The 24556-nt window shown below is 68.4% G+C and carries 21 protein-coding genes and 1 pseudogene; 12 read left to right on the forward strand and 10 right to left on the reverse strand.

The genetic code is table 11. From position 1 onward, the window contains the following. The 7 genes from sucB to EB75_RS26305 all read left to right on the forward strand — a co-directional run. Nucleotides 1-1042: 2-oxoglutarate dehydrogenase, E2 component, dihydrolipoamide succinyltransferase (gene sucB / locus EB75_RS26275; protein ID WP_073698174.1), on the forward strand; the 1042-nt coding region annotated here is incomplete at its 5' end. Nucleotides 1043-1046: 4 nt separating this feature from the next. Further along, nucleotides 1047-1955, forward strand: a complete 909-nt coding sequence (locus tag EB75_RS26280; protein ID WP_073698175.1) for a TIGR01777 family oxidoreductase — start codon at nt 1047-1049, stop codon at nt 1953-1955. 19 nt (nt 1956-1974) lie between these two features. Continuing rightward, nucleotides 1975-2673: a lipoyl(octanoyl) transferase LipB gene (gene lipB / locus EB75_RS26285; protein WP_073698194.1), complete on the forward strand. Its 699-nt coding sequence runs from the start codon at nt 1975-1977 to the stop codon at nt 2671-2673. Then, complete coding sequence (gene lipA, locus EB75_RS26290) at nt 2670-3602, forward strand: lipoyl synthase (protein ID WP_073698176.1); 933 nt, start codon at nt 2670-2672, stop codon at nt 3600-3602. Before lipB ends, lipA begins: the two co-directional genes overlap by 4 nt. 15 nt (nt 3603-3617) lie before the next feature. After that, nucleotides 3618-4373: a DUF4191 domain-containing protein gene (locus EB75_RS26295; protein ID WP_073698177.1), complete on the forward strand. Its 756-nt coding sequence runs from the start codon at nt 3618-3620 to the stop codon at nt 4371-4373. A 93-nt stretch (nt 4374-4466) separates the two neighbouring features. Beyond that, nucleotides 4467-6050, forward strand: coding sequence for a transposase (locus tag EB75_RS26300; protein ID WP_073698195.1), 1584 nt, complete (start codon nt 4467-4469; stop codon nt 6048-6050). Nucleotides 6051-6171: 121 nt separating this feature from the next. Further along, entirely contained in the window at nt 6172-6807 is a 636-nt protein-coding gene (locus EB75_RS26305; protein WP_073698178.1) for a maleylpyruvate isomerase family mycothiol-dependent enzyme, read from the forward strand. On the opposite strand, the gene EB75_RS26310 is transcribed toward EB75_RS26305, so the two are convergent. Beyond that, on the reverse strand, nt 6804-7295 hold the full coding sequence (locus EB75_RS26310; protein ID WP_142239832.1) for an RDD family protein: 492 nt from the start codon (nt 7293-7295) through the stop codon (nt 6804-6806). The two genes, EB75_RS26305 and EB75_RS26310, sit on opposite strands and share 4 nt — an antisense overlap. Before the next feature lie 168 nt (nt 7296-7463). On the opposite strand from EB75_RS26310, the gene glnA (EB75_RS26315) reads away from it, so the two are divergent. Further along, on the forward strand, nt 7464-8900 hold the full coding sequence (glnA, locus tag EB75_RS26315) for a type I glutamate--ammonia ligase (protein ID WP_073698180.1): 1437 nt from the start codon (nt 7464-7466) through the stop codon (nt 8898-8900). A gap of 225 nt (nt 8901-9125) precedes the next feature. Next, nucleotides 9126-9452, forward strand: a complete 327-nt coding sequence (locus EB75_RS26320) for a darcynin family protein (protein ID WP_073698181.1) — start codon at nt 9126-9128, stop codon at nt 9450-9452. A gap of 70 nt (nt 9453-9522) precedes the next feature. Here the strand turns inward: EB75_RS26320 and EB75_RS26325 are convergent, their stop codons facing one another. Further along, nucleotides 9523-9966 (reverse strand): SRPBCC family protein, encoded by a 444-nt coding sequence (locus EB75_RS26325; RefSeq protein WP_073698182.1) that lies wholly within the window; start codon nt 9964-9966, stop codon nt 9523-9525. Nucleotides 9967-10105: 139 nt separating this feature from the next. On the opposite strand from EB75_RS26325, the gene EB75_RS26330 reads away from it, so the two are divergent. Further along, nucleotides 10106-10522, forward strand: a complete 417-nt coding sequence (locus EB75_RS26330) for a DoxX family protein (RefSeq protein WP_073698183.1) — start codon at nt 10106-10108, stop codon at nt 10520-10522. On the opposite strand, the gene EB75_RS26335 is transcribed toward EB75_RS26330, so the two are convergent. From EB75_RS26335 to EB75_RS26365, 7 genes and pseudogenes are all read right to left on the reverse strand, one after another. Continuing rightward, entirely contained in the window at nt 10523-11377 is an 855-nt protein-coding gene (locus EB75_RS26335; protein WP_073698184.1) for a TIGR03619 family F420-dependent LLM class oxidoreductase, read from the reverse strand. Beyond that, nucleotides 11374-12010: pseudogene (locus tag EB75_RS26340) on the reverse strand (PaaI family thioesterase). The gene EB75_RS26335 and the pseudogene EB75_RS26340 overlap by 4 nt, the downstream one beginning before the upstream one ends. A 5-nt stretch (nt 12011-12015) precedes the next feature. Continuing rightward, nucleotides 12016-14967, reverse strand: a complete 2952-nt coding sequence (locus tag EB75_RS26345; RefSeq protein ID WP_073698196.1) for a bifunctional [glutamine synthetase] adenylyltransferase/[glutamine synthetase]-adenylyl-L-tyrosine phosphorylase — start codon at nt 14965-14967, stop codon at nt 12016-12018. Between the two features lie 28 nt (nt 14968-14995). Next, entirely contained in the window at nt 14996-16339 is a 1344-nt protein-coding gene (glnA, locus tag EB75_RS26350; RefSeq protein ID WP_073698185.1) for a type I glutamate--ammonia ligase, read from the reverse strand. 82 nt (nt 16340-16421) lie between these two features. Then, a complete protein-coding gene (locus tag EB75_RS26355; RefSeq protein ID WP_073698186.1) occupies nt 16422-17963 on the reverse strand; it encodes an alpha/beta hydrolase in 1542 nt (513 codons plus the stop codon). A 123-nt stretch (nt 17964-18086) separates the two neighbouring features. Continuing rightward, nucleotides 18087-19601, reverse strand: a complete 1515-nt coding sequence (locus tag EB75_RS26360; protein ID WP_064859274.1) for an alpha/beta hydrolase — start codon at nt 19599-19601, stop codon at nt 18087-18089. Between the two features lie 58 nt (nt 19602-19659). Next, a complete protein-coding gene (locus EB75_RS26365; protein ID WP_073698188.1) occupies nt 19660-21063 on the reverse strand; it encodes a WS/DGAT/MGAT family O-acyltransferase in 1404 nt (467 codons plus the stop codon). Nucleotides 21064-21225: 162 nt separating this feature from the next. Between EB75_RS26365 and panB the strand changes: the two genes are divergently transcribed. Continuing rightward, entirely contained in the window at nt 21226-22071 is an 846-nt protein-coding gene (panB, locus tag EB75_RS26370) for a 3-methyl-2-oxobutanoate hydroxymethyltransferase (protein WP_061005324.1), read from the forward strand. A gap of 100 nt (nt 22072-22171) precedes the next feature. On the opposite strand, the gene EB75_RS26375 is transcribed toward panB, so the two are convergent. Then, nucleotides 22172-22951, reverse strand: coding sequence for an enoyl-CoA hydratase/isomerase family protein (locus tag EB75_RS26375; RefSeq protein ID WP_073698189.1), 780 nt, complete (start codon nt 22949-22951; stop codon nt 22172-22174). A gap of 97 nt (nt 22952-23048) precedes the next feature. Here EB75_RS26375 and EB75_RS26380 point away from each other — a divergent pair, with 97 nt between their 5' ends. Beyond that, nucleotides 23049-24554 carry a CYTH and CHAD domain-containing protein gene (locus EB75_RS26380; protein WP_073698197.1) on the forward strand — a complete coding sequence of 502 codons (1506 nt, stop codon included), beginning with the start codon at nt 23049-23051 and terminating at the stop codon, nt 24552-24554. Nucleotides 24555-24556: the final 2 nt, after the last annotated feature.

Raw genomic sequence — 24556 nt, forward strand, 5'->3', positions numbered from 1 at the left:
GGCCGCACCCACCCCGCCGCCGGCCCCCGCGCCTGCCCCGGCGCCCGCACCTGCTCCGGCCGCGCCCGCCGCCCCAGCCGCCGAGTCCGCAGATGCCAACCCGTACGTCACGCCGTTGGTGCGAAAGTTGGCCGCCGAGAACAACGTTGACCTCGCCTCGGTGCAGGGCACCGGCGTCGGTGGTCGCATCCGCAAGCAGGACGTGCTCGCCGCCGCTGAGGCCGCCAAGGCCCCTGCCGCACCTGCCGCAGCCCCGTCGGCCCCCGCCGCTCCGGCTGCCAAGGCCCCGGCCGCGGCGCCCGCTCCGGCCCTGGCGCACCTGCGTGGCACCACGCAGAAGGCCACCCGGATCCGTCAGATCACCGCCAAGAAGACGCGCGAGTCGCTGCAGACCACGGCGCAGCTGACCCAGACCCACGAGGTCGACATGACCCGCATCGTCTCGCTGCGGGCGCGCGCCAAGAACTCGTTCGCCGAGCGCGAGGGTGTGAACCTGACCTACCTGCCGTTCATCGCCCGCGCGGTGATCGACGCGTTGAAGATCCACCCGAACGTCAACGCCAGCTACAACGAGGACACCAAGGAGATCACCTACTACGACGCCGAGCACCTCGGCTTCGCGGTGGACACCGAGCAGGGCCTGCTCTCGCCCGTCGTGCACAACGCCGGCGACCTGTCCCTCGGGGGCCTGGCGCGCGCCATCGTCGACATCGCCGACCGCGCCCGCTCCGGAAACCTGCGTCCCGACGAGCTGGCCGGCGGCACCTTCACCATCACGAACATCGGTAGCCAGGGCGCGCTGTTCGACACGCCGATCCTGGTTCCGCCGCAGGCTGCCATGCTCGGCACGGGTGCCATCGTCAAGCGGCCGCGCGTCGTCGTGGACGAGAGCGGCAACGAGTCGATCGGTGTCCGGTCGGTCTGCTACCTGCCGCTCACCTACGACCACCGCCTGATCGACGGCGCCGACGCCGGACGGTTCGTGACCACCATCAAACGTCGTCTCGAAGAGGGTGCGTTCGAGGCCGACCTGGGGCTGTAATCCCATGGCGCGCGCGGTCATAGCCATCGCGGGGTCATCGGGACTGATCGGTTCGGCACTCGTGTCGGCACTGCGTGCCACCGACCACCGCGTGGTGCGCATCGTGCGCCGCCGGCCGGCCAACGCCGACGAGGTGTTCTGGAACCCGGACGCCGGCGACTTCGACTGGCGCGCGCTCGCCGACGTCGATGCCGTCGTCAACCTGTGCGGTGTCAGCATCGGATCCCGCCGCTGGTCGGGGGCGTTCAAACAGAGCCTGCGCGACAGCCGCATCATCCCGACCGAAGTGCTCGCCGACGCCGTCGTCGACGCCGGAGTGCCCGTGCTCATCAACGCCAGCGCCGTGGGTTTCTACGGCGACACCCGGGACCGAATCGCTGACGAGCAGTCTCCTCCCGGCGCCGGCTTCCTGGCCCGGCTCTGTGTGGACTGGGAGGCCGCCACCCGGCCCGCTGTCGACGCCGGTGTCCGCGTCGTGCTCGCCCGCACCGGCCTGGTGCTGGCGCCGGCGGGCGGCATGCTCGCCCGACTGCGGCCGGTGTTCGGAATGGGTCTGGGCGCCCGGCTGGGCAGCGGACGCCAGTACATGCCGTGGATCACGCTGGAGGACGAGGTGCGGGCACTACTGTTCGCGCTGAATCACGACGAGCTGTCCGGTCCGCTGAACCTGACCGGCCCGGCGCCGGTGACCAACGGCGAATTCACCGAAGCTCTGGGACGCGCCCTGCACCGGCCCACCCCGCTGCTGATGCCGGGCTTCGCGCTGAAGGCGGCGCTCGGCGAGTTCGCCGAGGAGGGGCTGCTCGGCGGTCAGCGGGCCATCCCGGCGGCGCTGGAGGATGCCGACTTCGAGTTCCATCAGCGCACCATCGGCGAGGCCCTGTCCTACGTCACCGCCCCCAACGCGGCCTGATCACGGCAGGCGTAGCGTCATTTCCGTGAGCATCCGATCCGCCGGTGGCCCCATCGACGTCCGCCGCCTGGGCACTGTCGACTACGACGACGCGTGGCAGCTGCAGCGCGATCTCGCCGCTGCGCGCGCCGACGAGCGCGGCAACGACACGCTGCTGCTGCTCCAGCACCCGCCCGTCTACACCGCCGGCCGCCGCACCGAGCCACACGAGCGCCCGACCGACGGCACCCCGGTCATCGACACCGACCGCGGCGGCAAGATCACCTGGCACGGCCCCGGCCAGCTGGTCGGCTACCCGATCATCGGCCTGGCGCAGCCGCCCGACGTGGTGAAGTTCGTTCGGCTGCTTGAAGATTCACTGATGTCCGTGTGCGCCGGACTCGGCTTGGAAACCATCCGGGTGGACGGCCGCTCGGGCGTATGGCTCGCTTCCGACGGCCTGCGGCCCGAGCGCAAGATCGCCGCCATCGGCATCCGCGTGGCCCGGGGCACGACGCTGCACGGCTTCGCCCTGAACTGCAACTGCGACCTGGGCGCGTTCGGCGGCATCATCCCGTGCGGCATCGCCGACGCCGGCGTCACGTCGCTGACCAAGGAACTGGGTCGGGAGATCACGCCCGAGGACGTCATCGACCGGGTGGCCGCGGCGGTGTGCGAGGTACTCGGCGCTACATCCGACAAGGCGCTCGGCGCCGCGGCACTAACATCGACACCATGAGTGTCGATCCCGGTGACCGCAAGCTGCTCCGGCTGGAGGTCCGCAACGCGCAGACCCCGATCGAGCGCAAGCCGCCGTGGATCAAGACCACCCTGCGGATGGGCCCCGAGTACAAGGACCTCAAACACCTGGTCAAACGTGAAGGCCTGCACACCGTCTGCGAAGAAGCCGGCTGCCCCAACATCTACGAATGCTGGGAAGACCGCGAGGCCACCTTCCTGATCGGCGGCGAACAGTGCACCCGCCGCTGCGACTTCTGCCAGATCGACACCGGCAAGCCCGCCGACCTCGACCGCGACGAACCCCGCCGCGTCGCCGAGAGCGTCAAGACCATGGGCCTGCGCTACTCCACCATCACCGGCGTCGCCCGCGACGACCTACCCGACGGCGGCGCCTGGCTCTACGCCGAAACCGTCCGCCAGATCCACGCCCTGAACCCGGACACCGGCGTCGAACTGCTCGCCCCCGACTTCAACGGCATCCCCGAACTGCTCGAGGAGGTCTTCGACTCCCGCCCGGAAGTGTTCGCGCACAACGTCGAAACCGTGCCCCGCATCTTCAAACGCATCCGCCCCGCGTTCCGCTACGACCGCAGCCTGGGCGTCATCACCGCCGCCCGCGACTACGGGCTGGTCACCAAGAGCAACCTGATCCTCGGTATGGGCGAGACCCCCGAGGAAGTCCGGACCGCGCTGGCAGACCTGCACGACGCCGGCTGCGACATCGTCACCATCACCCAGTACCTGCGCCCCTCACCACGGCACCACCCCGTCGAACGCTGGGTGCGGCCCGAAGAATTCGTCGAACACCAGCAGTACGCCGAAAACCTCGGCTTCGCCGGAGTCCTGGCCGGACCACTGGTCCGCTCGTCCTACCGAGCCGGAAAGCTCTACGCACAAGCCGCCCGGTTACGGCCACCGGTTTCCTGAATCTATCCTGGTGGTATGGCTAAGACCACCAATCCTGCCGCTGTGAAGGCCGCGAAGGCCGAGGCGAAGGCGGCCCGCAAGGCCGCCTCCAAGGCGCGCCGCGCCCAGCTGTGGCAGGCGTTCCAGATTCAGCGCAAAGAGGACAAGCGGCTGCTGCCGTACATGATCGGCGCGTTCGTGCTGATCGTGGCGCTCTCCGTCGCGATCGCCGCCTTCGCGGGCGGCACGTTCAGCTGGATCACGATGCCGATCCTCGGCGTGCTGCTCGGTGCGTTGGTCGCATTCATCATCTTCGGCCGGCGCGCGCAGAAGTCCGTCTACAGCAAGGCTGACGGCCAGACCGGCGCCGCGGCCTGGGCGCTGGACAACATGCGCGGCCAGTGGCGCGTCACGCAGGCCGTCGCCGCCACCGGCAGCTTCGATGCCGTGCATCGCGTTGTCGGCCGGCCGGGTGTGATCTTCGTCGGAGAAGGGTCACCGCAGCGCCTGAAACCGCTTCTGGCGCAGGAGAAGAAGCGCACCGCGCGACTGGTCGGCGAGGTGCCCATCTACACCGTCGTCGTCGGCAATGACGAGGACCAGGTGCCGCTGGCCAAGTTGGAACGGCACCTGACCAAGCTGCCGGCCAACATCACCACCAAGCAGATGGACTCGCTGGAGTCCCGCCTCGCGGCGCTGGGTACCAAGCTCGGCCCCGGCGGCCTGCCCAAGGGTCCGCTGCCCGCCGGCGCCAAGATGAAGGGCATGCAGCGCACAGCGCGTCGCAAGTAGGGATTCGTGCACGATTTTCCGCGGCCGGTGGGTGTCGCAATTTGATTGAGCGTGTCTGGGTGGTTTGACCTGCTGGTTTGCCAGAATGTGTTGGTGGCCAAGGGGTATCGACCGGTGGTGCGTGATCAGGAGTTTCTGCTGCCGCCAAATATGGCGGACTGGCTGGGTGAGGATCATCTGGTGTGGTTCGTGCTGGATGTGGTCGCGGAGTTGGATACCTCGGCGTTGCACGCGTCGCGGCGCACCGGTGGTGTCGGGCGGGCCGGGTATGACCCGGACATGCTGGTGGCGTTGATGATCTACGCCTACGCGACCGGGCAGCGGTCCTCGCGGCGGATCGAACAACTCTGCGTCGATCACGTCGCGTTTCGGGTGCTGTGCGCCCAGGACCCGCCCGATCACAGCACGATCGCCCGGTTCCGCGCCGCCCACGACGGGGTGTTCGTTGACCTGTTCGCGCAGGTGCTGCGGTTGTGCGCCGAGGCCGGGCACGTGCAGGTCGCCACGATCGCCATCGATGGCACCAAGATCGCCGCGAACGCCTCCACATCGGCGAACCGGTCCCATGCCTGGGTACGCGAACAAGCCCGCGCGATCGCGCAGCAGGCCCTCGATGAAGCCACTGCGGTCGATGCCGCCGAAGACGCCGCCGAGACCGCAGCCGGCGGCCCGAGGCGGCCACCGGAACAGCTACGGACCCGCGCCGGGCGGGCGGCGGCGATCAAGAAAGCGATGGAGGAAATCGCCCGCCAAGACGCCGCCCACCAGGCTGCTGATGCCGCTGACCGGCAGGTGCAGGAGGACTACCTGCGGCGGGTCGAGGCCGGCGAGGCGGTGCCGGGCCGGCCGCCGGCCGGGGTCGATGAAGTCCGGCTGCACCAGGCCCGACTTGTTCGGGAGCAGCAGCGCCTGACCTTGGTGGCCGATGCGCGGGGCACCGCCGCGACCAGTCAACGCAGCGCGATCCGCCGGGCTATCACCAAGGCCCAGGCCGCACTCGACGGTGCCATCGCGGCGCAGGCGGTCGGTGGTGCGGACCGGCGCGGCGCGGCCGCACGTGAGCGTGACCGCGATCAGGCCCGCCGCGGCCCGGCCGGTGGGCCGCGGGTCAACCTGACCGATCCGCAGACCCGGATCATGGTCGAGGGCTCGGGCGGCGGGACGGTGCAGGGCTACAACAGTCAGATCGTGTGCTCTGATGATCACTTCGTCATCGGGGTGCACGTATCGCAGGACGCTAACGATACCCATTGCTGGACACCGGCTTTGGCTGCCGCCACGACCCAGCTTGAGCCACTGGGCAAGACCATCGGGGTGGTGTTGGCCGACAACGGGTACTTCACCGAAGCCAACCTCACCAGCGCCGGACCGGCGCGGCTGATCGCCCCCGGTAAGAGTCGCCAGGTCCACCACGACGCCATGCACCATCCCGCTGCAGGCCCGCCACCTCCGGGGCTCTCACCTGCGGACAGGATGCGCCACACGCTGCGTACACCCGAACACGCCCGCCGCTACAAACGCCGGTCGGCGACCGTCGAACCCACCATCGGACGACTTAAAGACCGAATCGGCTTACGCCGCTTCGCCCGACGCGGACTCGACGCCGTCACCGCCGAACTCAACCTGGCCGCTGCGGCCCTCAACATCACCCGACTGCACCACGCCACCACCGCCTAACCGAATTCGGGGCGCTATGCCATTCAGTCAGAAGCCGGTCACCCGCCCGGCAACCCAAATTGCGACAGCCACCCGGCGCGGAAAATCGTGCACAAATCCCTCAGCGGGAAGAGATGGGACCGTGGACAAAGCAACGCTGTGGCGGCACATCCACACCGAGCGCGCGGCGCTGGCGGCGACGCTGGCGGAGCTGGACGACGGAGACTGGAACCACGACACGCTCTGCCCCGGCTGGACCGTGCTGGACGTCGCGGCCCACGTGATCTCCACGCCGCAGATCGGCTGGCGCCAACTGGCCGAGATGACGATGCGCAACCTCGGCCGGAGCTACAACACGATGATCTTCCGCGAGGTGAAGCGGCTGGGAGCCGAACAGACCGCCGGCAGCGTCCTGTCCGACTTCGCGACGTTCTCCTCGAGCACACACCACGTGCCGACGACGACAACGGTGGAGCCGCTGATCGACGCGCTGCTGCATCACCAGGACATCGTCCGCCCGCTCGGCCGCTCGAGGGCGATGGATCCCGAGGCGGCGCTCGTCGCCACGGAGCGGGTCCGACTGCTCGCACCGCTCATGGGCACGAGCCGGCTCCTCCGAAGCGTCCGAATGGAAGCGACCGACATCACCTGGTCGCGTGGCCGCGGCCCCACGATCCGCGGGCCGATCCAGGAACTGCTGATGATCGCGTCCGGGCGGCAGCCCGATCTGAGCCTGGTCGACGGCGACGGTCGCGCACTGCTCGATCAGCAGAGTTAACGGCGCAGGACCGCGGTGTTGGTCAGCCGGTCCTGCAGCCCCCGGCCGTCGGCGTCGGTGAGCAGCGCAGGCACGGCCAGCAGCACCAGCAGCATGCGCACGAAGGCGCGGCCGAGTCCGACGTACGGGCTCCGGCCGACGGACACGACGCGCAGTCCCAGTGCGAACTGGCCCGGCGTGAAGGTGAATAGCCGCACCGAAACCGTGCCGACGACGACCCAGGCGATCACCGCGGGCGTGCCGTGCCAGACGTATTGGTACTCGTATTCGCTGAGCCCGCCGAACACCACGCTCAGGGTGCCGAGGCCGTAACAGATCAGCCAGTCCACCAACAACGCAGCGAAGCGACGGCCGAATCGGGCGAGGGAACCCGGGCCCGATTCCGGCAGGCCGAGGGCTTTACCCGGGTACGAAGACTCATCAACGGGGCGCTGCGATTCGGGCCCGGACAGCCACGAACCGAGCCGAAATTCATCAGCACCTGCCATGGTGTCAGGATAGGCGTGCGCGCTCGTGCAACCGAACCGCGCGGTGCGTGATAGACGGTTCCACGAACCACCGATCGCGTAACGTCCGCGAAACATACGGTTGATTGGCGTGCAACATCGTGTCCCTAGGTTCAACCGCGGGTAACACCAGTAAAGGAGATCACTTACGTGGCAGAAAAGACGTCTGACGACATTTTCAAGCTGATCAAGGACGAGAACGTCGAGTACGTCGACATCCGTTTCTGCGATCTGCCTGGTGTTGTCCAGCACTTCTCGATCCCGGCTTCGGCGTTCGACGAGAGCGTTTTCGAAGACGGCCTCGCGTTCGACGGTTCGTCGGTGCGCGGCTTCCAGTCGATCCACGAGTCCGACATGATGCTGCTGCCGGACGCCAACACCGCGCGCATCGACCCGTTCCGCGCCGCCAAGACGCTGAACCTGAACTTCTTCGTGCACGACCCGTTCACGCGCGAGGCGTACTCCCGCGACCCGCGTAACGTCGCACGCAAGGCCGAGAACTACCTGAAGAGCACCGGCATCGCCGACACCGCGTACTTCGGTGCCGAGGCCGAATTCTACATCTTCGACTCCGTGGCCTTCGACTCGAAGATCAACGGCACGTTCTACGAAGTCGACTCCGAGTCGGGCTGGTGGAACAGCGGCGAGCCCTACGAGGCCGACGGCTCCCCCAACCGCGGCTACAAGGTCCGCCCCAAGGGTGGCTACTTCCCCGTCGCGCCGTACGACCACTACGTCGACCTGCGCGACGAGATGTCGACCAACCTGATCAACGCCGGGTTCACCCTGGAGCGCGGCCACCACGAGGTCGGCACCGCCGGCCAGGCCGAGATCAACTACAAGTTCGACACGCTGCTCGCTGCGGCCGATGACGTGCTGCTGTTCAAGTACATCATCAAGAACACCGCGTGGGCGAACGGCAAGACCGTCACCTTCATGCCGAAGCCGCTGTTCGGCGACAACGGCTCGGGCATGCACGCCCACCAGTCGCTGTGGAAGGACGGCAAGCCGCTGTTCCACGACGAGTCCGGCTACGCGGGCCTGTCCGACATGGCGCGCCACTACATCGGCGGCATCCTGCACCACGCCCCGTCGCTGCTGGCGTTCACCAACCCGACGGTGAACTCCTACAAGCGTCTGGTGCCGGGCTACGAGGCCCCGATCAACCTGGTGTACAGCCAGCGCAACCGCTCGGCGTGTGTGCGTATCCCGATCACCGGCAACAACCCGAAGGCCAAGCGCCTCGAGTTCCGTTGCCCGGACAGCTCGGGCAACCCGTACCTGGCCTTCTCGGCGATGCTCATGGCCGGTATCGACGGCATCAAGAAGAAGATCGAGCCGCTGGCCCCGGTCGACAAGGACCTCTACGAGCTGCCGCCGGACGAGGCCGCCAACATCCCGCAGGCCCCGACCTCGCTGGCCAGCGTCATCGACAAGCTCGAGGAAGACCACGACTACCTCACCGAGGGTGGCGTGTTCACCGAGGACCTGATCGAGACCTGGATCTCGTACAAGCGCGAGAACGAGATCCTGCCGGTGCAGATTCGCCCTCACCCGTACGAGTTCTCGCTCTACTACGACTGCTGAGTCGCGAGCACAACAGCTGCCCCTCTCCTCCGGGAGAGGGGCAGTTTTGCGTCTGCGGGGTGTGCGACCCGGCAGCGCCCTTGCCCGGTACCAACAAGTACGGTAGCCTAACCATCGTGAGCGTCACTGCTCACGGTGCTGACAACCTCACAGGTCAACGGAGAAATTCGTTGGCCTTTTCGTTTCTCTCCAGCCCTATTCACAAGCGAGAGAACGAGTTCGCCCATGTTCACGGTTTTCATGCTGGTCAAGACCAATCCCGAATGGCTCGGATTCCCGGTGGCCGAGCGGTTCGACGAACTCGAGCGGCACCTGCAGCCGATCCTCGACCGCCACAAGGCGGTCAACTTCACGTGGTACGACACCGAGTTCTACACCGCCCGGGTCACCGATGTGTGGATGCTGACGGCCGCCGACCCGCACGAGTATGAACTGGCAGTCGAAGAGCTCCGCGAAACACCGCTGTGGGACCGGTATTTCGCCATCGTCGAGATCCTGCCCGGGGTCGCGAACGCCTACGCGGACAACTACGGCAGGGCCGCGATCGGATAGCCAACTGCCCCAACAAAACTGTCCCTCTTCCGAAGAAGAGGGACAGTTTTGCGTCTGCTTACCGGCGCGCTCAGGCAGGCGGCCGCTGCAGCAGCCGGTCCATGGAATCGAGGAACGCGTTGTACCCCTGCTCGAGTGCGGCACGGCCCTCCGCGGGCCAGCCCGGCGTCGGCTGCACCAGGGTCAGTTCGGTGCCGCCGGCGGTCGGGCGCAGGGTCACCGTGACCGGCAGCCGGTCGGGGTTGTCCGGTTCGTCGGTGAGGTCGAACACCACCCGGTTCGGTGCGTCGAGTTCGAGGAAGCTGCCCGCCCAGTGCTTGAGCGTGCCGTCGGGCAGGTGCATGACGGCACGCCACTGGCCACCGATCCGGACGTCCATCGCGAACGTGTCCATCGGGACGTCGACCTGGTCGGTGCCGAACCAGGTCGCGAAGTACTCGGGTGTGACGAACATCGAGTACACCCGCTCCTGGGGTGCATCGAAGGTCCGGATAAGAGTCACCGAATCGGTCATACGTCTGCTCCTGGGTCGTGGTCGCGTTTCGATACTGCCGTAAGGGTCGGACACCGAACCGATGACGGTCCGATAACGCCACCGCCGCAAAGGCTGACGCACGTCGGCGCCCCGGCGCGACGCCCCCTAGGATCAACGCATGGCTCAGACTGACATCGAATCCCGGCTCGACGCTGTCGCTCCCATCGTCCTGTCCGTCTTCCGGATAGTCATCGGCTTCCTGTTCACCATCCACGGCGCCACCACGCTGTTCAAGTGGCCCGTCGACACCAATCCCGGCATGGCCGCACCCGATTTCGGCAGCTTCCCGGGCTGGTACGCCGGCGCCATCGAGCTGATCGTCGGCATCCTGGTCTTCACCGGTCTGGCCACCCGCATCGCCGCGTTCATCGGTTCCGGCGAAATGGCTTTCGCCTATTTCATGGCGCACCAGCCGAAGGGCCTGCTGCCCATCGCCAACGGCGGCGAGCCGGCGGTGCTCTACTGCTTCGCGTTGTTCCTGCTGGTGTTCACCGGCGGCGGCGCCATCGCCCTGGATTCGCTGCGTAAACGCTAGTCATAGCCCCAGGTCCACGCGAAACCGCTTGAGTCCGTCGATCTTCTCGGCCAGCGTGGCCGTGGGACCGCTGTAGAACATCCATGGCATCGTGACGTTGCCCGTGATGCCGGCCTGCGCGGCGCGCTCGAAATGCTCCGGCAGATACGCATCGGCCAGCGGCGTCAGGATCTCGAAACCCTCGAGCGGTAAACCGTTTTCGACGCGTAGTTCGCGCACCCGGGTCGCCGCGGCGACGGCCTGGTCGGTGGTGATCAGATCGCCGATCCATCCGTCGTTGCGCGCGGCCCGGCGCAGCGCGATCTCACTGAGCCCGCCGACGTAGACGGGCACCGGCGGCGGCGTCGGCTCCATCTCAAGCCGCGGCACCTGATAGAACTCCCCGTCGAATGATGTCCAGCCCGGCTGCCACAGTTGCCGGATGAGCGCCAGCATCTCGTCGGTGCGCTTGCCGCGACGTTCGAAAGCCTGCCCCATCAAGGCGAATTCGTCGGCACACCAGCCCACGCCGACGCCGAACTCCACGCGGCCACCGGACAGGCACGCCGCGGTCCCGACCGATTTCGCGACCGAGAACGGGTCGCGCATCCCCGGGATGTACACCGTCGTCACGAATTTCACGCGGCTGGTCACCTGCGACAGGGCACCGACGAGCACCCACGGATCCGGCCAGTGCGTGAACGGCTGCCAACGCCGCTGCCCGTCGGGGGTGTACGGGTACGGCGTGCTCAGCGTCTCCAGGTTCACGACATGGTCCGGGATGGCGATGCCGTCGTAGCCGAGTTCGTCTGCGGCCCGGGCGATCTCGGTCAGCTCGCCGATGTCCAGGAAAGCCAGCGAGACGTAGAACTTCACTCGCGGGCCCAGGAGGGCCTGATGAAGATGCCGTCGGCCTCCACGCTGACACCGTCGATGTCGGACAGCGTGCCGCGGGCGAACGTCTTGACGCCGTCGACACGGTCGATCCAGGCCTCGGCCCGCACCGGCCCCTGCTTGGTCCCCCGCACATACCGCAGCGTGATGGTCCCCGTGAAATGAGGCTTGGTCAGCCCGTCACTGGCCGCTTCCCCGAGAATGTGGTCCAGCACCAGCGCGCAGATGCCGCCGTGCACCAGGCCGGGCGGACCTTCGTAGGGCAGGCCCAATTCGAACTCGGCCCAGCACCGGCCGTCGCCATCCCCGCCCTTCGTGGTGGATCTCCATCGGCGGGGCGATCGCATTGCGCACGCCCACAGCAGGATTCGTGTATGCGAGCGGCCGTCCGGTGTCCTCGTTCCGTAGCGTCGAGGTGCTGTTCTGCTGCACCGCGACGAGCCGCTCGGTGACCGATTCGATCGCGGCCTGCGCCTCGGCGATGGTGGCCTCGTCGACACCGGTCCGGACGCCGGCGTCGATCAGCCGGCGCACCGCATCGGTGAACGGCCGGTACACCGCCAGCTGACGCTCGTATTCGGCATCGCTGATCACGTCGAACGGAAAATCACTCACGCTGCCTACTCCCCGAACACCTTGCGCACCACGGTTTTGGCACGACGAGTCACGCGCAGATAGTTGTCGAGGAAGGCGCCGCCGTCGCCGCTCGGCCATCCGGCCGCCACCGCGACCGCGTTGAGCTGACGGCCCGGTCCGGGCAGTTGGTCGGTCGGCTTGCCGCGGACCAGCACCAGAGCGTTGCGCGCGCGGGTCGCGGTCAGCCAGGCCTGCCGCAGCGTGTCCGCCTCGTCACCCTCGATCAGCTGGGCCGCCTCGATGGCGTCCAGCGCCTGCAGCGTCGAGGTGTTGTGCAGCGCGGGAACCTGGTGCGCATAACGCAATTGGAGCAGCTGCACGGTCCATTCCACGTCGGCCAGGCCACCGCGGCCCAACTTGGTGTGGGTGTTGGGGTCGGCGCCGCGGGGCAACCGCTCGGCGTCGACCCGCGCCTTGATCCGCCGGATTTCCCGTACCGCATCCGCCGAGACGCCACCGGGCGGGTAGCGGGTCTTGTCCGCCATCAGGAGGAAGCGCTCGCCCAGTTCCAGGTCGCCGGCGACCCGGTGCGCCCGCAGCAGGGCCTGAATCTCCCACGGCTGCGCCCACTGCGCGTAGTACGACTCGTACGACGCCAGCGTCCGCACCAGTGAGCCGTTTCGGCCCTCCGGCCGCAGTCCGGCGTCGACCTCCAGCGGCGGGTCGCTGGAGGGCTGCCCCAACAGCGTCCGCACCTGTTCGGCGACGCCGATCGCCCAGCGCACGGCGGTCGAATCCTCCACGCCCGCAACCGGTTCGCAGACGAACATCACGTCCGCGTCCGATCCGTAGCCCAGCTCACCGCCGCCGAGCCGGCCCATGCCGATGACGGCGATGCGCGCCAGCGGGCCGTCGGCGCCGGAGCGCGCCCGGATCACCGCATCGAGCGCGGCCTGCAGCACCGCGACCCACACGGACGTCAGCGCCTTGCAGACATCGACCACCTCGAGCAGCCCCAGCAGGTCGGCCGACGCCACCCGGGCCAGTTCGCGGCGACGCAGGGTGCGCGCCGCGGCGATGGCCCGCACCGGGTCGGCGTGCCGACCGGCCGAGGCGACCAGCGCGCGGAACACCGCATCTGGTTCCACCTCGAGCAGTTTCGGCCCCTGCGGACCGTCGGCGTACTGCTGCAGGACTTCGGGCGCCCGCATCAGCAGCTCCGGCACATAGGCCGAGGTGCCGAGCACCCGCATCAGCCGCTTGGCGACGGCGCCCTCGTCACGCAGTGTGGACAGGAACCACCGCTGGTCCCCCAGTTCCTCGCTGATCCGCCGGTACGCCAGCAGGCCGGCGTCCGGATCCGGGGTGTCCGACAGCCAGTCCAGCAGCGTCGGCAGCAGCACCTGCTGCACCGTGCCGCGGCGGCCGCTGGCACTGGTCAGCGCGGCCAGGTGCGTCAGCGCGCTCTGCGGGCCTTCGTAACCCAGTGCGGCCAACTGCCTTTCGGCCGCCGCGGTCGTCAGGCTCGGACCGAACTGGTTCCCCACTTCGAGCAGTGGCTGATAGAAGAGCTTGGCGTGCAGGCGGGACACCCGCATGTTCTGCCGCTTCAGATCCTCGCGCAGGACCCCGAGCGCGTCGTGCTGGCCGTCGGGCCGGATGTGCGCCGCCCGCGCCAGCCAGCGCCACGCCTCGTCGTCGCCGTCCTCGGGCAGCAGGTGGGTCCGCTTGAGTCGCTGCAGTTGCAGCCGGTGCTCCAGCAGCCGCAGAAACTCGTAGGACGCCGTGAGATTCGCGGTGTCGTCGCGGCCGATGTAACCGCCGGAGCCGAGTGCGGCCAATGCGTCGACCGTGGAGGCGACATGCAGCGAATCGTCATTGCGGCCGTGTACGAGCTGCAACAGCTGGACCGCGAACTCGACGTCCCGGAGGCCGCCCTTGCCCAGTTTCAGTTCCCGCGTGCGTACCCCGGCCGGCACCAGTTCCTCGACGCGGCGGCGCATGGCCTGCACGTCGGGCACGAAATCCTCACGGTCACAGGCGGTCCAGACCATCGGCATCAGCGCGTCGATGTACTGCTCGCCCAGCTCGGCATCGCCGACGGCCGCGCGGGCCTTCAAAAGCGCCTGGAATTCCCAGGTTTTGGCCCAGCGCTGGTAGTACGCGACATGCGACTCCAGGGTGCGGACCAGTTGCCCGGCCTTGCCCTCGGGCCGCAGCGCGGCGTCGACCTCGAAGAAGGTCTCGCCGGCGAACCGCATCATCTCGCCGGCCACCCGCGTGGTCACCGAGTCCGCCGCCTCGGCCACGAAGATGACGTCGACGTCGCTGACGTAATTCAGTTCGCGCGCACCGCATTTGCCCATCGCGATGACCGCGAGCCGGGGACCGGGTTCGTCGCCGCACACCGTCCGGGTCGCGACGACAAGTGCCGCCCCGAGTGCCGCATCGGCCAGATCGGACAGGTGCTCCCCGACGGTGACGTACGGCAGCACCGGCTCGTTCTCGACCGTCGGCGCGACGTCCAGCGCGGCCAGCACCAGGATGCGGTCGCGGTAGTAGGTCTGCAATACCGCGGAAGCCGTTGGGGTACCGGCGACTTCGGCCGCCAACCGCTCGAAGTCGTCGAGCAGCTCGGCGCGGGACGGCAGCGTGATGTCGCCGCGCAGCAGTCGCCAGGACAGCGGGTGCGCCACCAGGTGATCGCCCAGGGCCAGCGACGAGCCCAGCACGGCGAACAGCCGACCGCGCAGGGCCGTGTCGGTCACCAGCAGTGCGCTGAGTTCGGCCCAGTCGCCTTCGAGGGCGTCCGCGATCCGCACCATGGCGCGCAACGCGCTGTCGGCGTCAGGGGCGCGCGACAGCGACCACAAGAGCGCAACATGCGCGTCGGTGTTCCAGCCGAGCCGGTCCAGATCCGCCCGCGCCGTGGGCGCAACCAACCCGAGCCGGCCGACGCTGGGCTGCTTGGGGCGCTGCGTCGCGGGGGTGGGCACCACCCGACGTTAGCGCACCACTAGGCCATTACAGCGACAGGTATTCCTTGAGCTCGAACGGTGTCACGTGGCTGCGGTAGTTCTCCCACTCGGTGCGCTTGTTACGCAGGAAGTAGTCGAAGACGTGCTCCCCCAACGCCTCGGCGACGAGTTCGGACTTCTCCATCTCGCCGAGCGCCACACCCAGGCTCGACGGCAGCTCCTTGTAACCCATCGCGAGCCGTTCCTCGGGCGTCAGGTTCCAGACGTTGTCCTCGGCCTGCGGCCCCAGCTCGTAGCCCTTCTCGATGCCGCGCAGGCCGGCGGCCAGCAGCACCGCGAACGCCAGGTACGGGTTGCATGCCGAGTCGGGGCTGCGCACCTCGATACGGCGCGACGACGCCTTGCGCGGCGTGTACATCGGGACCCGGACCAGGGCGGAGCGGTTGGCCGCACCCCACGACGCGGCGGTCGGCGCCTCGCCGCCGTGCACCAGCCGCTTGTAGGAGTTCACCCACTGGTTGGTGACGGCGCTGATCTCGCTGGCGTGCGTCAGGATGCCGGCGATGAAGGACTTGGCGACGTCCGACAGCTGCAGCGGATCGTCGGCGCTGTGGAAGGCGTTGGTCTCGCCCTCGAACAGGCTCATGTGGGTGTGCATCGCCGAGCCCGGGTACTGGCTGAAGGGCTTGGGCATGAACGTGGCGCGCACGCCTTCGTTGATCGCGACTTCCTTGACCAGGTACCGGAACGTCATGACGTTGTCGGCCATCGACAGGGCGTCGGCGTAACGCAGGTCGATCTCCTGCTGACCGGGCGCACCCTCGTGGTGGCTGAACTCCACCGAGATGCCCATCGACTCGAGGGCCTCGATGGCGTGCCGGCGGAAGTTCGGCGCCGAGTCGTGCACGGCCTGGTCGAAGTAGCCGTTGTTGTCGGCCGGCACCGGCACCGAGCCGTCGTTGGGGCCGGGCTCCAGCAGGAAGAACTCGATCTCCGGGTGCACGTAGCAGGAGAAGCCCAGATCGCTGGCCTTGGCCAGCTGGCGGCGCAGCACGTGCCGCGAGTCGGCCCACGACGGCGAGCCGTCGGGCATGGTGATGTCGCAGAACATGCGGGCCGAGTAATGCTTGCCGGTGCTCTTGGTGGTCCACGGCAGCACCTGGAAAGTGGACGGATCCGGCCGGGCCACCATGTCGGCCTCGGAGACGCGGGCGAAGCCCTCGATGGCGGATCCGTCGAAGCCGATGCCCTCTTCGAAGGCGCCTTCCAGCTCGGCCGGCGCGATCGCCACGGACTTGAGGTATCCGAGCACGTCGGTGAACCACAACCGGACAAAGCGAATGTCGCGTTCTTCCAGCGTGCGCAGCACGAATTCCTTCTGGCGATCCATGTCCGCAGCGTAGGCAGCAGCTGTTAAATCCGTGTTACCAAGTGGACTCTGTTCGGCATGTTTCGCTGGTGAGACGCTCAGGTCAGCACCGCAATCCCGCCGCAGGCAGCACAGACTGGAGCAGGAACGCCACCACAGCCGTGTCGACGCACCTGTCGCCGTTGAACACGACGGTGTGCTGGGTGCCCTCGTAGCTGATCAGTGAGGCGCCGAGTTCGCGCGCCAGATTCACCCCGGCTTGGTACGGCGTGGCCGGGTCGTGCGTGGTGGAGACGACGACGACCTTGCCCGGGCCGGGCGACGCCGGTGCGTGCGGACGGGAGGTCGCGGGCACCGGCCACATGGCGCAGACGTCGCGCGGCGCGTAGCCGGTGTACTGGCCGTAGCTCATGAACGGCGCCAGCTGGCGCGCCCGCTGGTCGGCGGCCGCCCAGGTCGCGGGATCGGTCGGGAACGGCGCGTCGACGCACCGGATCGCGGTGAACGCGTCCTGCAGGGGCGCGTAGCGACCGTTCTGATCACGGTGCTGGTAATCGTCGGCCAGCAGCAGCAGATCGCCGGCGTCACCGCCGCGCTGCAGTCCGATCAGCCCGCTGGTCAGGAACTTCCAGTACTTCTTCGTATAGAGCGCGTTGATGGTGCCGGTGATCGCGTCGGAGTAGCTCAGGCCACGCGGATCGGACGTCAGGCCCGGACGCACGGCGAGCGGATTGACCAACTGCTGGTACCGCGCCACGAACTGCGTCGGGTCGGTCCCCAGCGGGCAGCCGACCGACTGCGCGCAGTCCGCCGCATAGTCGTTGAAAGCCGTTTGGAATCCGGCCAATTGGAGCAGGTTCTCGGTGACCGGATCGGCATTGGGGTCGACGGCACCGTCGAGCACCATGGCGCGCACCCGGTCCGGGAACCGTTCGGCATAGGCCGCACCGAGTTCGGTGCCGTAGGAGAAGCCCAGATAGTTGATCTGCGACTCCCCGAGTGCGGCCCGCACCACGTCCATATCCCTTGCCGCCGAGGCGGTTCCGACGTTGGCCAGGAAGCTGCTGCCCATCTGTTGCAGGCAGTCCTGCGCCGTACGGCGGCTGACGGCTTCGATGTGCGCCACCCCGGCCGGGCTGTAGTCGACCATCGGGTCGCGGCGGTTCGCGTCGAATTCGGCGTCGCTGCGGCACCGCAACTGCGGCGTCGAATGCCCCACGCCACGCGGATCGAAGCCGACGAGATCGAAGCTGCGGCCGATCTCGGTGTCGGACAGGACGGCGCCCATGCCCGCGACGGTGTTGACGGCCGACGCGCCCGGACCACCCGGGTTGACCAGCAGCACGCCGAGTCGCTGGCCCGAGGCCGGGACCCGGATGACGGCCAGCTTCGCTTGCGGCCCTTGCGGATCCGCGTAGTCGACGGGGACGCTGATGTTGGCGCACCGCGCCGTCGGCAAGTCCGTCGTGTCACCGATGAAGGGTTCGCAGCCGCCCCAGGCCGGTGCCTGTTCGTAGTAGGACTGCAGAGATTCGGGAGCCGCGTGCGCGACCGATCCCGGTGCGGCGCTGATGGCCACCAGCAATCCGACGACCCCTACCGCACACCGTCGTCCTCGACTGCCCGCCCGCCACATGGCACACATGGTCGCACGGCGCACAGCCGAGCCGAAGCCTGGTTCCGGAGGGAGACAACCCGGCAATCAGACGGTGACCGAACGGTTATCTCCCGGCGGCACCGCGTTTTTCGCGCTGCCGCTATTCGCGACTCAGCATTTCGCGCCGGCCTCGGGCACGGTCCCGTTGACCAGATAGCCGGCAGCGTGGTCGTCGACGCAGCTGTTGCCCTGGAACACCACGGTGTGCTGCGTGCCGTCGAACGTCAGCAGACTGCCACCGAGTTCCTTGGCCAGGTCCACGCCGGCCTGATACGGCGTGGCCGGGTCGTGGACCGTCGACACCACCAGCGTCGGAGCCAGGCCCTTGACCGAAATCTCGTGCGGCTTCGACGTCGGCGGCACCGGCCAGAACGCGCAGGTGCCCAGCGGGGCGTCGCCGGTGAACTGGCCGTAGCTCATGAACGGCGCCACCTCGCGGGTGCGCTTGTCCTCGGCAATCACCTTGGCGCGGTCGGTGATCGGCGGTTCGTCGACACAGTTGACCGCCACCCGGGCATCGGTCGAGTTGTCGTAGTGGCCGTCGGGGTCGCGACCCATGTAGGCGTCGGCGAGCCGCAGCATGATGTCGCCGTGGCCGCCCGCGAGCTCGGTGAGGCCTGCGGTGAGGTCCTTCCACATCGCCGGCGAGTACAGCGGCAGGATGGTGCCGACCAGCGCGTCGCTGTAGCTCAGACCACGCGGATCCTTTGTGGGAGCGGGCTTTTGGACCAGCGGGTCGACCAGGCTGTGGTAGACGTCGTTGACCTTGGCCGGGTCGGTCCCCAGCGGGCAGTCCGGGCTGGTGGCGCAGTCGGCGGCGTAGTTGTTGAACGCGGTCTGGAACGCGGCGGCCTGGTTGATGTCGGCTTCGATCGGATCGGCGTTGGGGTCGACGGCGCCGTCGAGGATCATCGAGCGCACCTTGTCCGGGTAGTCCTCGGCGTACTGCGCGCCGATCCGGGTGCCGTACGAGTAACCCAGGTAGGTCAGCTTGTCGTCGCCGAGGGCGGCCCGGATGGCATCCAAATCCTTGGCGACGTTGGCGGTTCCGACGTTCTCCAGGAACTCCTTGCCCATCTTGTCGACGCAGCGCTGCACGAACTCCTTGGTCTGGGCCTCGATGTGCGCGACACCGGCCGGCGAGTAGTCGACCTGTGGGTCGGCGCGCTGGCGGTCGTTGTCGGCGTCGGAGTTGCACCACACCGCGGGCTTGGAGGACCCGACGCCGCGGGGGTCGAAGCCGACAAGGTCGAAGCGCTGCCGTACCGAGTCGGGAATGTTGTTGAGCAACGACACCGCGGCGCTGACGCCGGACTCCCCCGGACCGCCGGGGTTGATCACCAGCGAACCGATCTTGTCGCCGGTCGCCTTGATCCGCAGCAGCGCCAATTGGGCGACGTCGCCGTCGGGCTTGCTGTAGTCGACGGGCACCGACAGCATCGCGCACTCGGCGCCCTTGGGGATGCGCGACTGCGAGTCCGGGGATGTGGTCTGGCACGGCGACCACTGCAGGGGCGCGCCCGGCTTCGGCACCGCGCGGGTGGCGCGTCCGTCGATCACCTGGCTGCAGCCTGTCGCCAGCACGAGCACCATTGCTGCGGCGAGACTCCCCCGTCTGAGGTTCATGGTCGACCATGGTGCCATGTGCGCTGGTCTGACCTGATGAGGGCGTTGCCGCGCGCCGTCAGACGGTGGCGGCGGCAACCAGTTCGTCCAACGCGGCGGCGAACTCGTCGGCCATGTCCCACAGGTCCGGAACCAGTTCCGGGCAGGAGATCAGGCCGACGTCGAGCGTGCCGTTGAGCGACATCACGGTGATGTTGAGCCCGGAGCCGTGGAACAGCGGGCCCAGCGGGTACATCGCCTTGACCTCGGCGCCCAGCATGTACAGCGGATCCTGCGGACCGGGCACGTTCGAAACGACGAGGTTGTGCACGGGCTTGGCCTCGGCCAGGCCCGTCGATGCGAACACCCGCATCGCGGCGCCGAACACCGACGGCGCGGCGAACTGCGACCAGTCCTGTAGCAACGTCGCGCTGATGGCCGAACTGTGTTGTTTGGCAACGGTGCTCGAGTCGGCGATGGCCCGCAGGCGCTCGGCCGGGTCTTCGATGGTGGTTTCGAGTTTGGCGAACATGCCGGATACCTGATTACGGCCCGGGCGGTCGGATTTGTCGCGCACGGACACCGGGCACATGGCCACCAGGGTCGATTCCGGCAGCGCGTCGCGCTCGGCCAGGTAGCGCCGCAGCGCGCCCGACACCAGCGCCAGCACCACGTCGTTGACCTTGACGTGGAAGTGGTTCTTGACGGTCTTGATGTCCGCGAGGTCCAGCTGCGCGAAGGCGACGTTGCGGTGCGCGGTGACATTGACGTTGAAGGCCGTCTTGGGTGCGGCGAACGGCGCCGCCATGGTCAGTCCCTTGGCGGCGCGGCGGACGGTGTCGATGACGGTCGTCGCCGTCGAGGGCAGCACGTTGGCCAGCTTCAGCGGCCGGGTGAAGTACTTGACCGCGCCGCCCACCGCGATCTCGAGTTCGGAGGCGGTGCCGGCGGCCGGGACGGGCTCCGGCGCCGGCGCGTCCGGCTCGAGGGTGCACAGCTGTGACATCAGGTTGGCGCCGGTGACGCCGTCGATGCCGGCGTGGTGCATCTTGGTCATCACCGCCAGCCGGCCGCCGTCGTGGGCGTCGGTGCCGGCGATGTTCTCGATCACCCACATCTCCCACAGCGGGCGGCTGCGGTCCAGCTGCAGCGCGGCGATGTGGCCGCAGATCTCGGACAGCTCGACACGGCCGCCCGGGGCCGGCAGCCCGATCCGGTGGACGTGCCGGTCGATGTCGAAATCCGGGTCCTCGACCCACACGGGGTGGTCGAGGTTCAGCGGCGAGTCGGCCAGCTTCTCGCGAAACTGCGGCATGGCCGCGATGCGCTCACTGAGCATCTGGCGCATCTTGTCGAACGTGTAACCGCCCGGAATGGTGGCGGCGTCGAGTTCCAGCACCGCGCACACGTGCAGCGGCTGCACGGCGGTCTCCAGATAGAGGAAGCTGGCGTCGAGTCCGCTGAGCCGTTGGTATCCGGGCATGGGCGTGATCGTAGGCGGCCCGGATTACCCAATGTGAGGCATTCCACTTCATGTGTCGTTCACCTTGGGGGTGCGGTGGTGGCAGACTTGACAGCGTCAAACGTCCCGGGGACCCGATCTGGGCCTCGAGGTTCGTACCGACCAACACATTTGAGGACGACGATGTCTGATCAGGTTTACGGCGCTGCCCCGGAGTCTGTCTGTACGACCCCGCGCACCAAGATTCGTACCCACCACCTGGCGAAATGGAAGGCCGAAGGCCACAAGTGGGCGATGCTCACGGCCTACGACTACTCCTCTGCCCGCATTTTCGATGACGCCGAGATTCCCGTCCTGCTGGTCGGCGATTCGGCGGCCAACGTGGTCTACGGCTACGACACCACGCTGCCCATCACCATCGACGAGCTGATCCCCCTGGCCCGCGCGGTCGTCAAGGGTGCCCCGCACGCGCTGGTGGTCGCCGATCTGCCGTTCGGGAGCTACGAGGCGAGCCCGCAGCAGGCTCTCGCGACGGCGACCCGCTTCATGAAGGAGACCGGCGCCCACGCGGTCAAGCTGGAGGGCGGTGAGCGGATGGTCGAGCAGATCGCCGCACTGACCCAGGCCGGCATCCCCGTCGTGGCCCACATCGGTTTCACCCCGCAGAGCGTCAACGGGCTCGGCGGCTTCCGGGTCCAGGGCCGCGGTGAGGCCGGCGACCAGACCATCCACGACGCCATCGCCGTCGCCGAGGCCGGTGCCATCGCCGTCGTACTCGAGATGGTGCCGGCGGAGCTGGCCACCCAGATCACCGGCAAACTGACCATCCCGACCGTCGGCATCGGCGCCGGCGCCAACTGCGACGCACAGGTGCTGGTGTGGCAGGACATGGCGGGCATGACGGCGGGCAAGACCGCCAAGTTCGTCAAGCGCTTCGGCGACGTCGGGGCCGAATTGGGCCGCGCCGCACGGCAATACGCCGCCGAGGTGGCGTCCAGCGTGTTCCCGGCCGAGGAACACTCCTACTGAGTTAGTTGCACGAGCTGGGGTACGTCCCCCTCGCGACAAGACGCAATACTGTCGCATTTCCCGGGAAATGCGACAGTTTTGCGTCTTCTCGGCAGAGCAGTTACGCGAATTCCGGCTTGCGCTTGCCGACGAACGCGCCGACGCCCTCTTTGCCGTCGGCCGACGACGCACACTTGGCGATCAGCCGGCCCTCGCGTTCCAGCTGGGTCTCGTAGTCGGCGCCGTAGGTGGTCAGCAGCAGCTGCTTGACGGCGGCGTTCGAACCGCCGGGCTGCGTCGCGACCTCGGCGGCCAGTTCCTCCAGCGCGGCGGGCAACTCGGCGTCGGGCACGACGCGCGTGACCAGGCCCCAGTCGGCGGCCTCCGCAGCCTTCAGCACGCGGTTGGTGATCATGAGTTCCTGCGTCCGGCGCAGGCCGATCAGCCGCGGCAGCACATACGACGATCCGCCGTCGGGGCTCAGGCCGGCCTTGGTGTACGCCATGGTGAACGACGCCGACTCGGCGGCGAGCACCAGATCACCGGAGACGCCCAGCGGGAAGCCCGCCCCGGCGGCGACGCCGTTGACGGCGGTGATCAGCACGGCGTCCATGCGGGCGAACGTCGACATGGCGCGGTGCAGGTCGTCGGCGATGCCTTTGACGAACGCGCCCGGGTCCTCGGCGGCAGCCATCGCCTTGAGGTCGCCGCCGGCGCAGAAGAACCGGCCGGCGCCGGTGAGCGTGACGACCTTCACGCCGGCGGTGTCGCACAGCGCGGCAGCCTTCGCGAGGTCGCGGGTGAGCGCGTCGTTCATGCCGTTGGCCGCCTCGGGCCGGTCGAGCACGATATTCACGACGGCACCGGACTGGGCGAACTTCAGTGTCTCGAATTCGGTCACGCTTCAAGACGTTATCGGCAGCGGGTGCCGCGTCGCGATATGGCACCCTAATGGCAGCGTTGGTACTGCCCGTCCCGGGTCGCAACTGAAGGTGAACATGGCCGCTGGCAAGCGTAAACCGTCCCGCCACACCGAGATTGAACGCAAGTTCGCGGTGGTCGACAGCACGGTGTCCCCGTCGTTCGACGGATTGTCCGCCGTCGGCCGGGTCGAGCAACTGCCGGTCGCGCACCTCGACGCGGTGTACTTCGACACCCCGGATCATGATCTGGCGGCGCACAAGATCACCCTGCGCCGGCGCACCGGCGGCACCGACGCGGGCTGGCACCTGAAGCTGCCCGCCGGAGCCGACGCGCGCACCGAGGTGCGGCTGCCGATCACCGCGGCGCGCGAGAGCGTGCCCGACGAACTGCGCGACATCGTGCTGGCCATCGTGCGCGACCGCTCGCTGCAGCCCGTCGCCCGCATCGAGACCGAGCGCACCGTCTCGATGCTCTACACGCCGGACGACACCGAGCTGGCCGAGTTCTGCGACGACCGGGTCACCGCCACGGCGGGCGAGTCGCTGCAGAACTGGCGCGAGTGGGAGCTGGAGCTGGTCGGCGCGGATTCGGCGGCCGCCGACTCGGGTCCCGAGGTGCTCGACCGGCTGGCCAACCGGCTCTTCGACGCGGGCGCACAGCCGGCCGGGCACGGGTCCAAGCTGGCCAAGGTCCTCGCCGCGGCGCGGGGCGGGGACGCGCCCCAGGCGGCGCCCGAGCCGACGGACAAGGTGCACCGCGCCATCGCGGCGCACATCGCCGAGTTGATCGACTGGGATCGCGCCGTCCGCGCCGACGCCTTCGATTCGGTGCACCAGATGCGGGTCACGATCCGCAAGATCCGCAGCCTGCTGCAGGAGACCGGGAATCTCGGCGAGCGTGAGTGGGTGCTCGACGAGCTGAAACTGCTGGCCGCCGTACTGGGCACGGCGCGCGACGCCGAGGTGCTCGCCATGCGGTACGACGACGCGTTGAAGGGGCTGGCGCCGGAGCTGGTTCGTGGGCAGGTGCGCGAGCGCCTCGTCGACGGCTCGCAGCGGCGCTACCAGTCCGGGCTGCGCCGGTCGCTGACGGCCATGCGGTCGGAGCGGTACTTCCGCCTGCTCGACGCGCTCGACGCGATCGTCGTCGACAACACCCAGCCGGCCACCGCCGACGAAGACGCCAAGCCCGTGACCGTCGGCGGCGCCTACCGCCGCGTCCGCAAGTCGGTGCGGCGGGCTGAATCGGCGGAAGCCGAGGGCGCCGAGGACAGCGAGGAAGCGCTGCACCAAATCCGCAAGGGCGCCAAGCGGCTTCGCTACACCGCTGCCGCCATGGGCGAGTCGAAGGTGGCCGACTGCGCCAAGGACATCCAAACGCTCCTGGGCGACCACCAGGACAGCTACGTCAGCCGCGGACATCTGGTCCAGCAGGCCGAAGCCGCCCACGCCGCGGGCGAGGACACCTTCACCTACGGCATCCTGTACCAGCAGGAGGCCGAGGTCGCCGAGTACGCCCGGCTGCAATTGGACGCGTCGCTCAAGGCGCTGGCTCGCGCGATGCGCAAGGTGAAGAAGTAGCG

It is taken from the genome of Mycobacterium sp. ST-F2, assembly GCF_001905655.1.
Lineage (GTDB): Bacteria > Actinomycetota > Actinomycetes > Mycobacteriales > Mycobacteriaceae > Mycobacterium.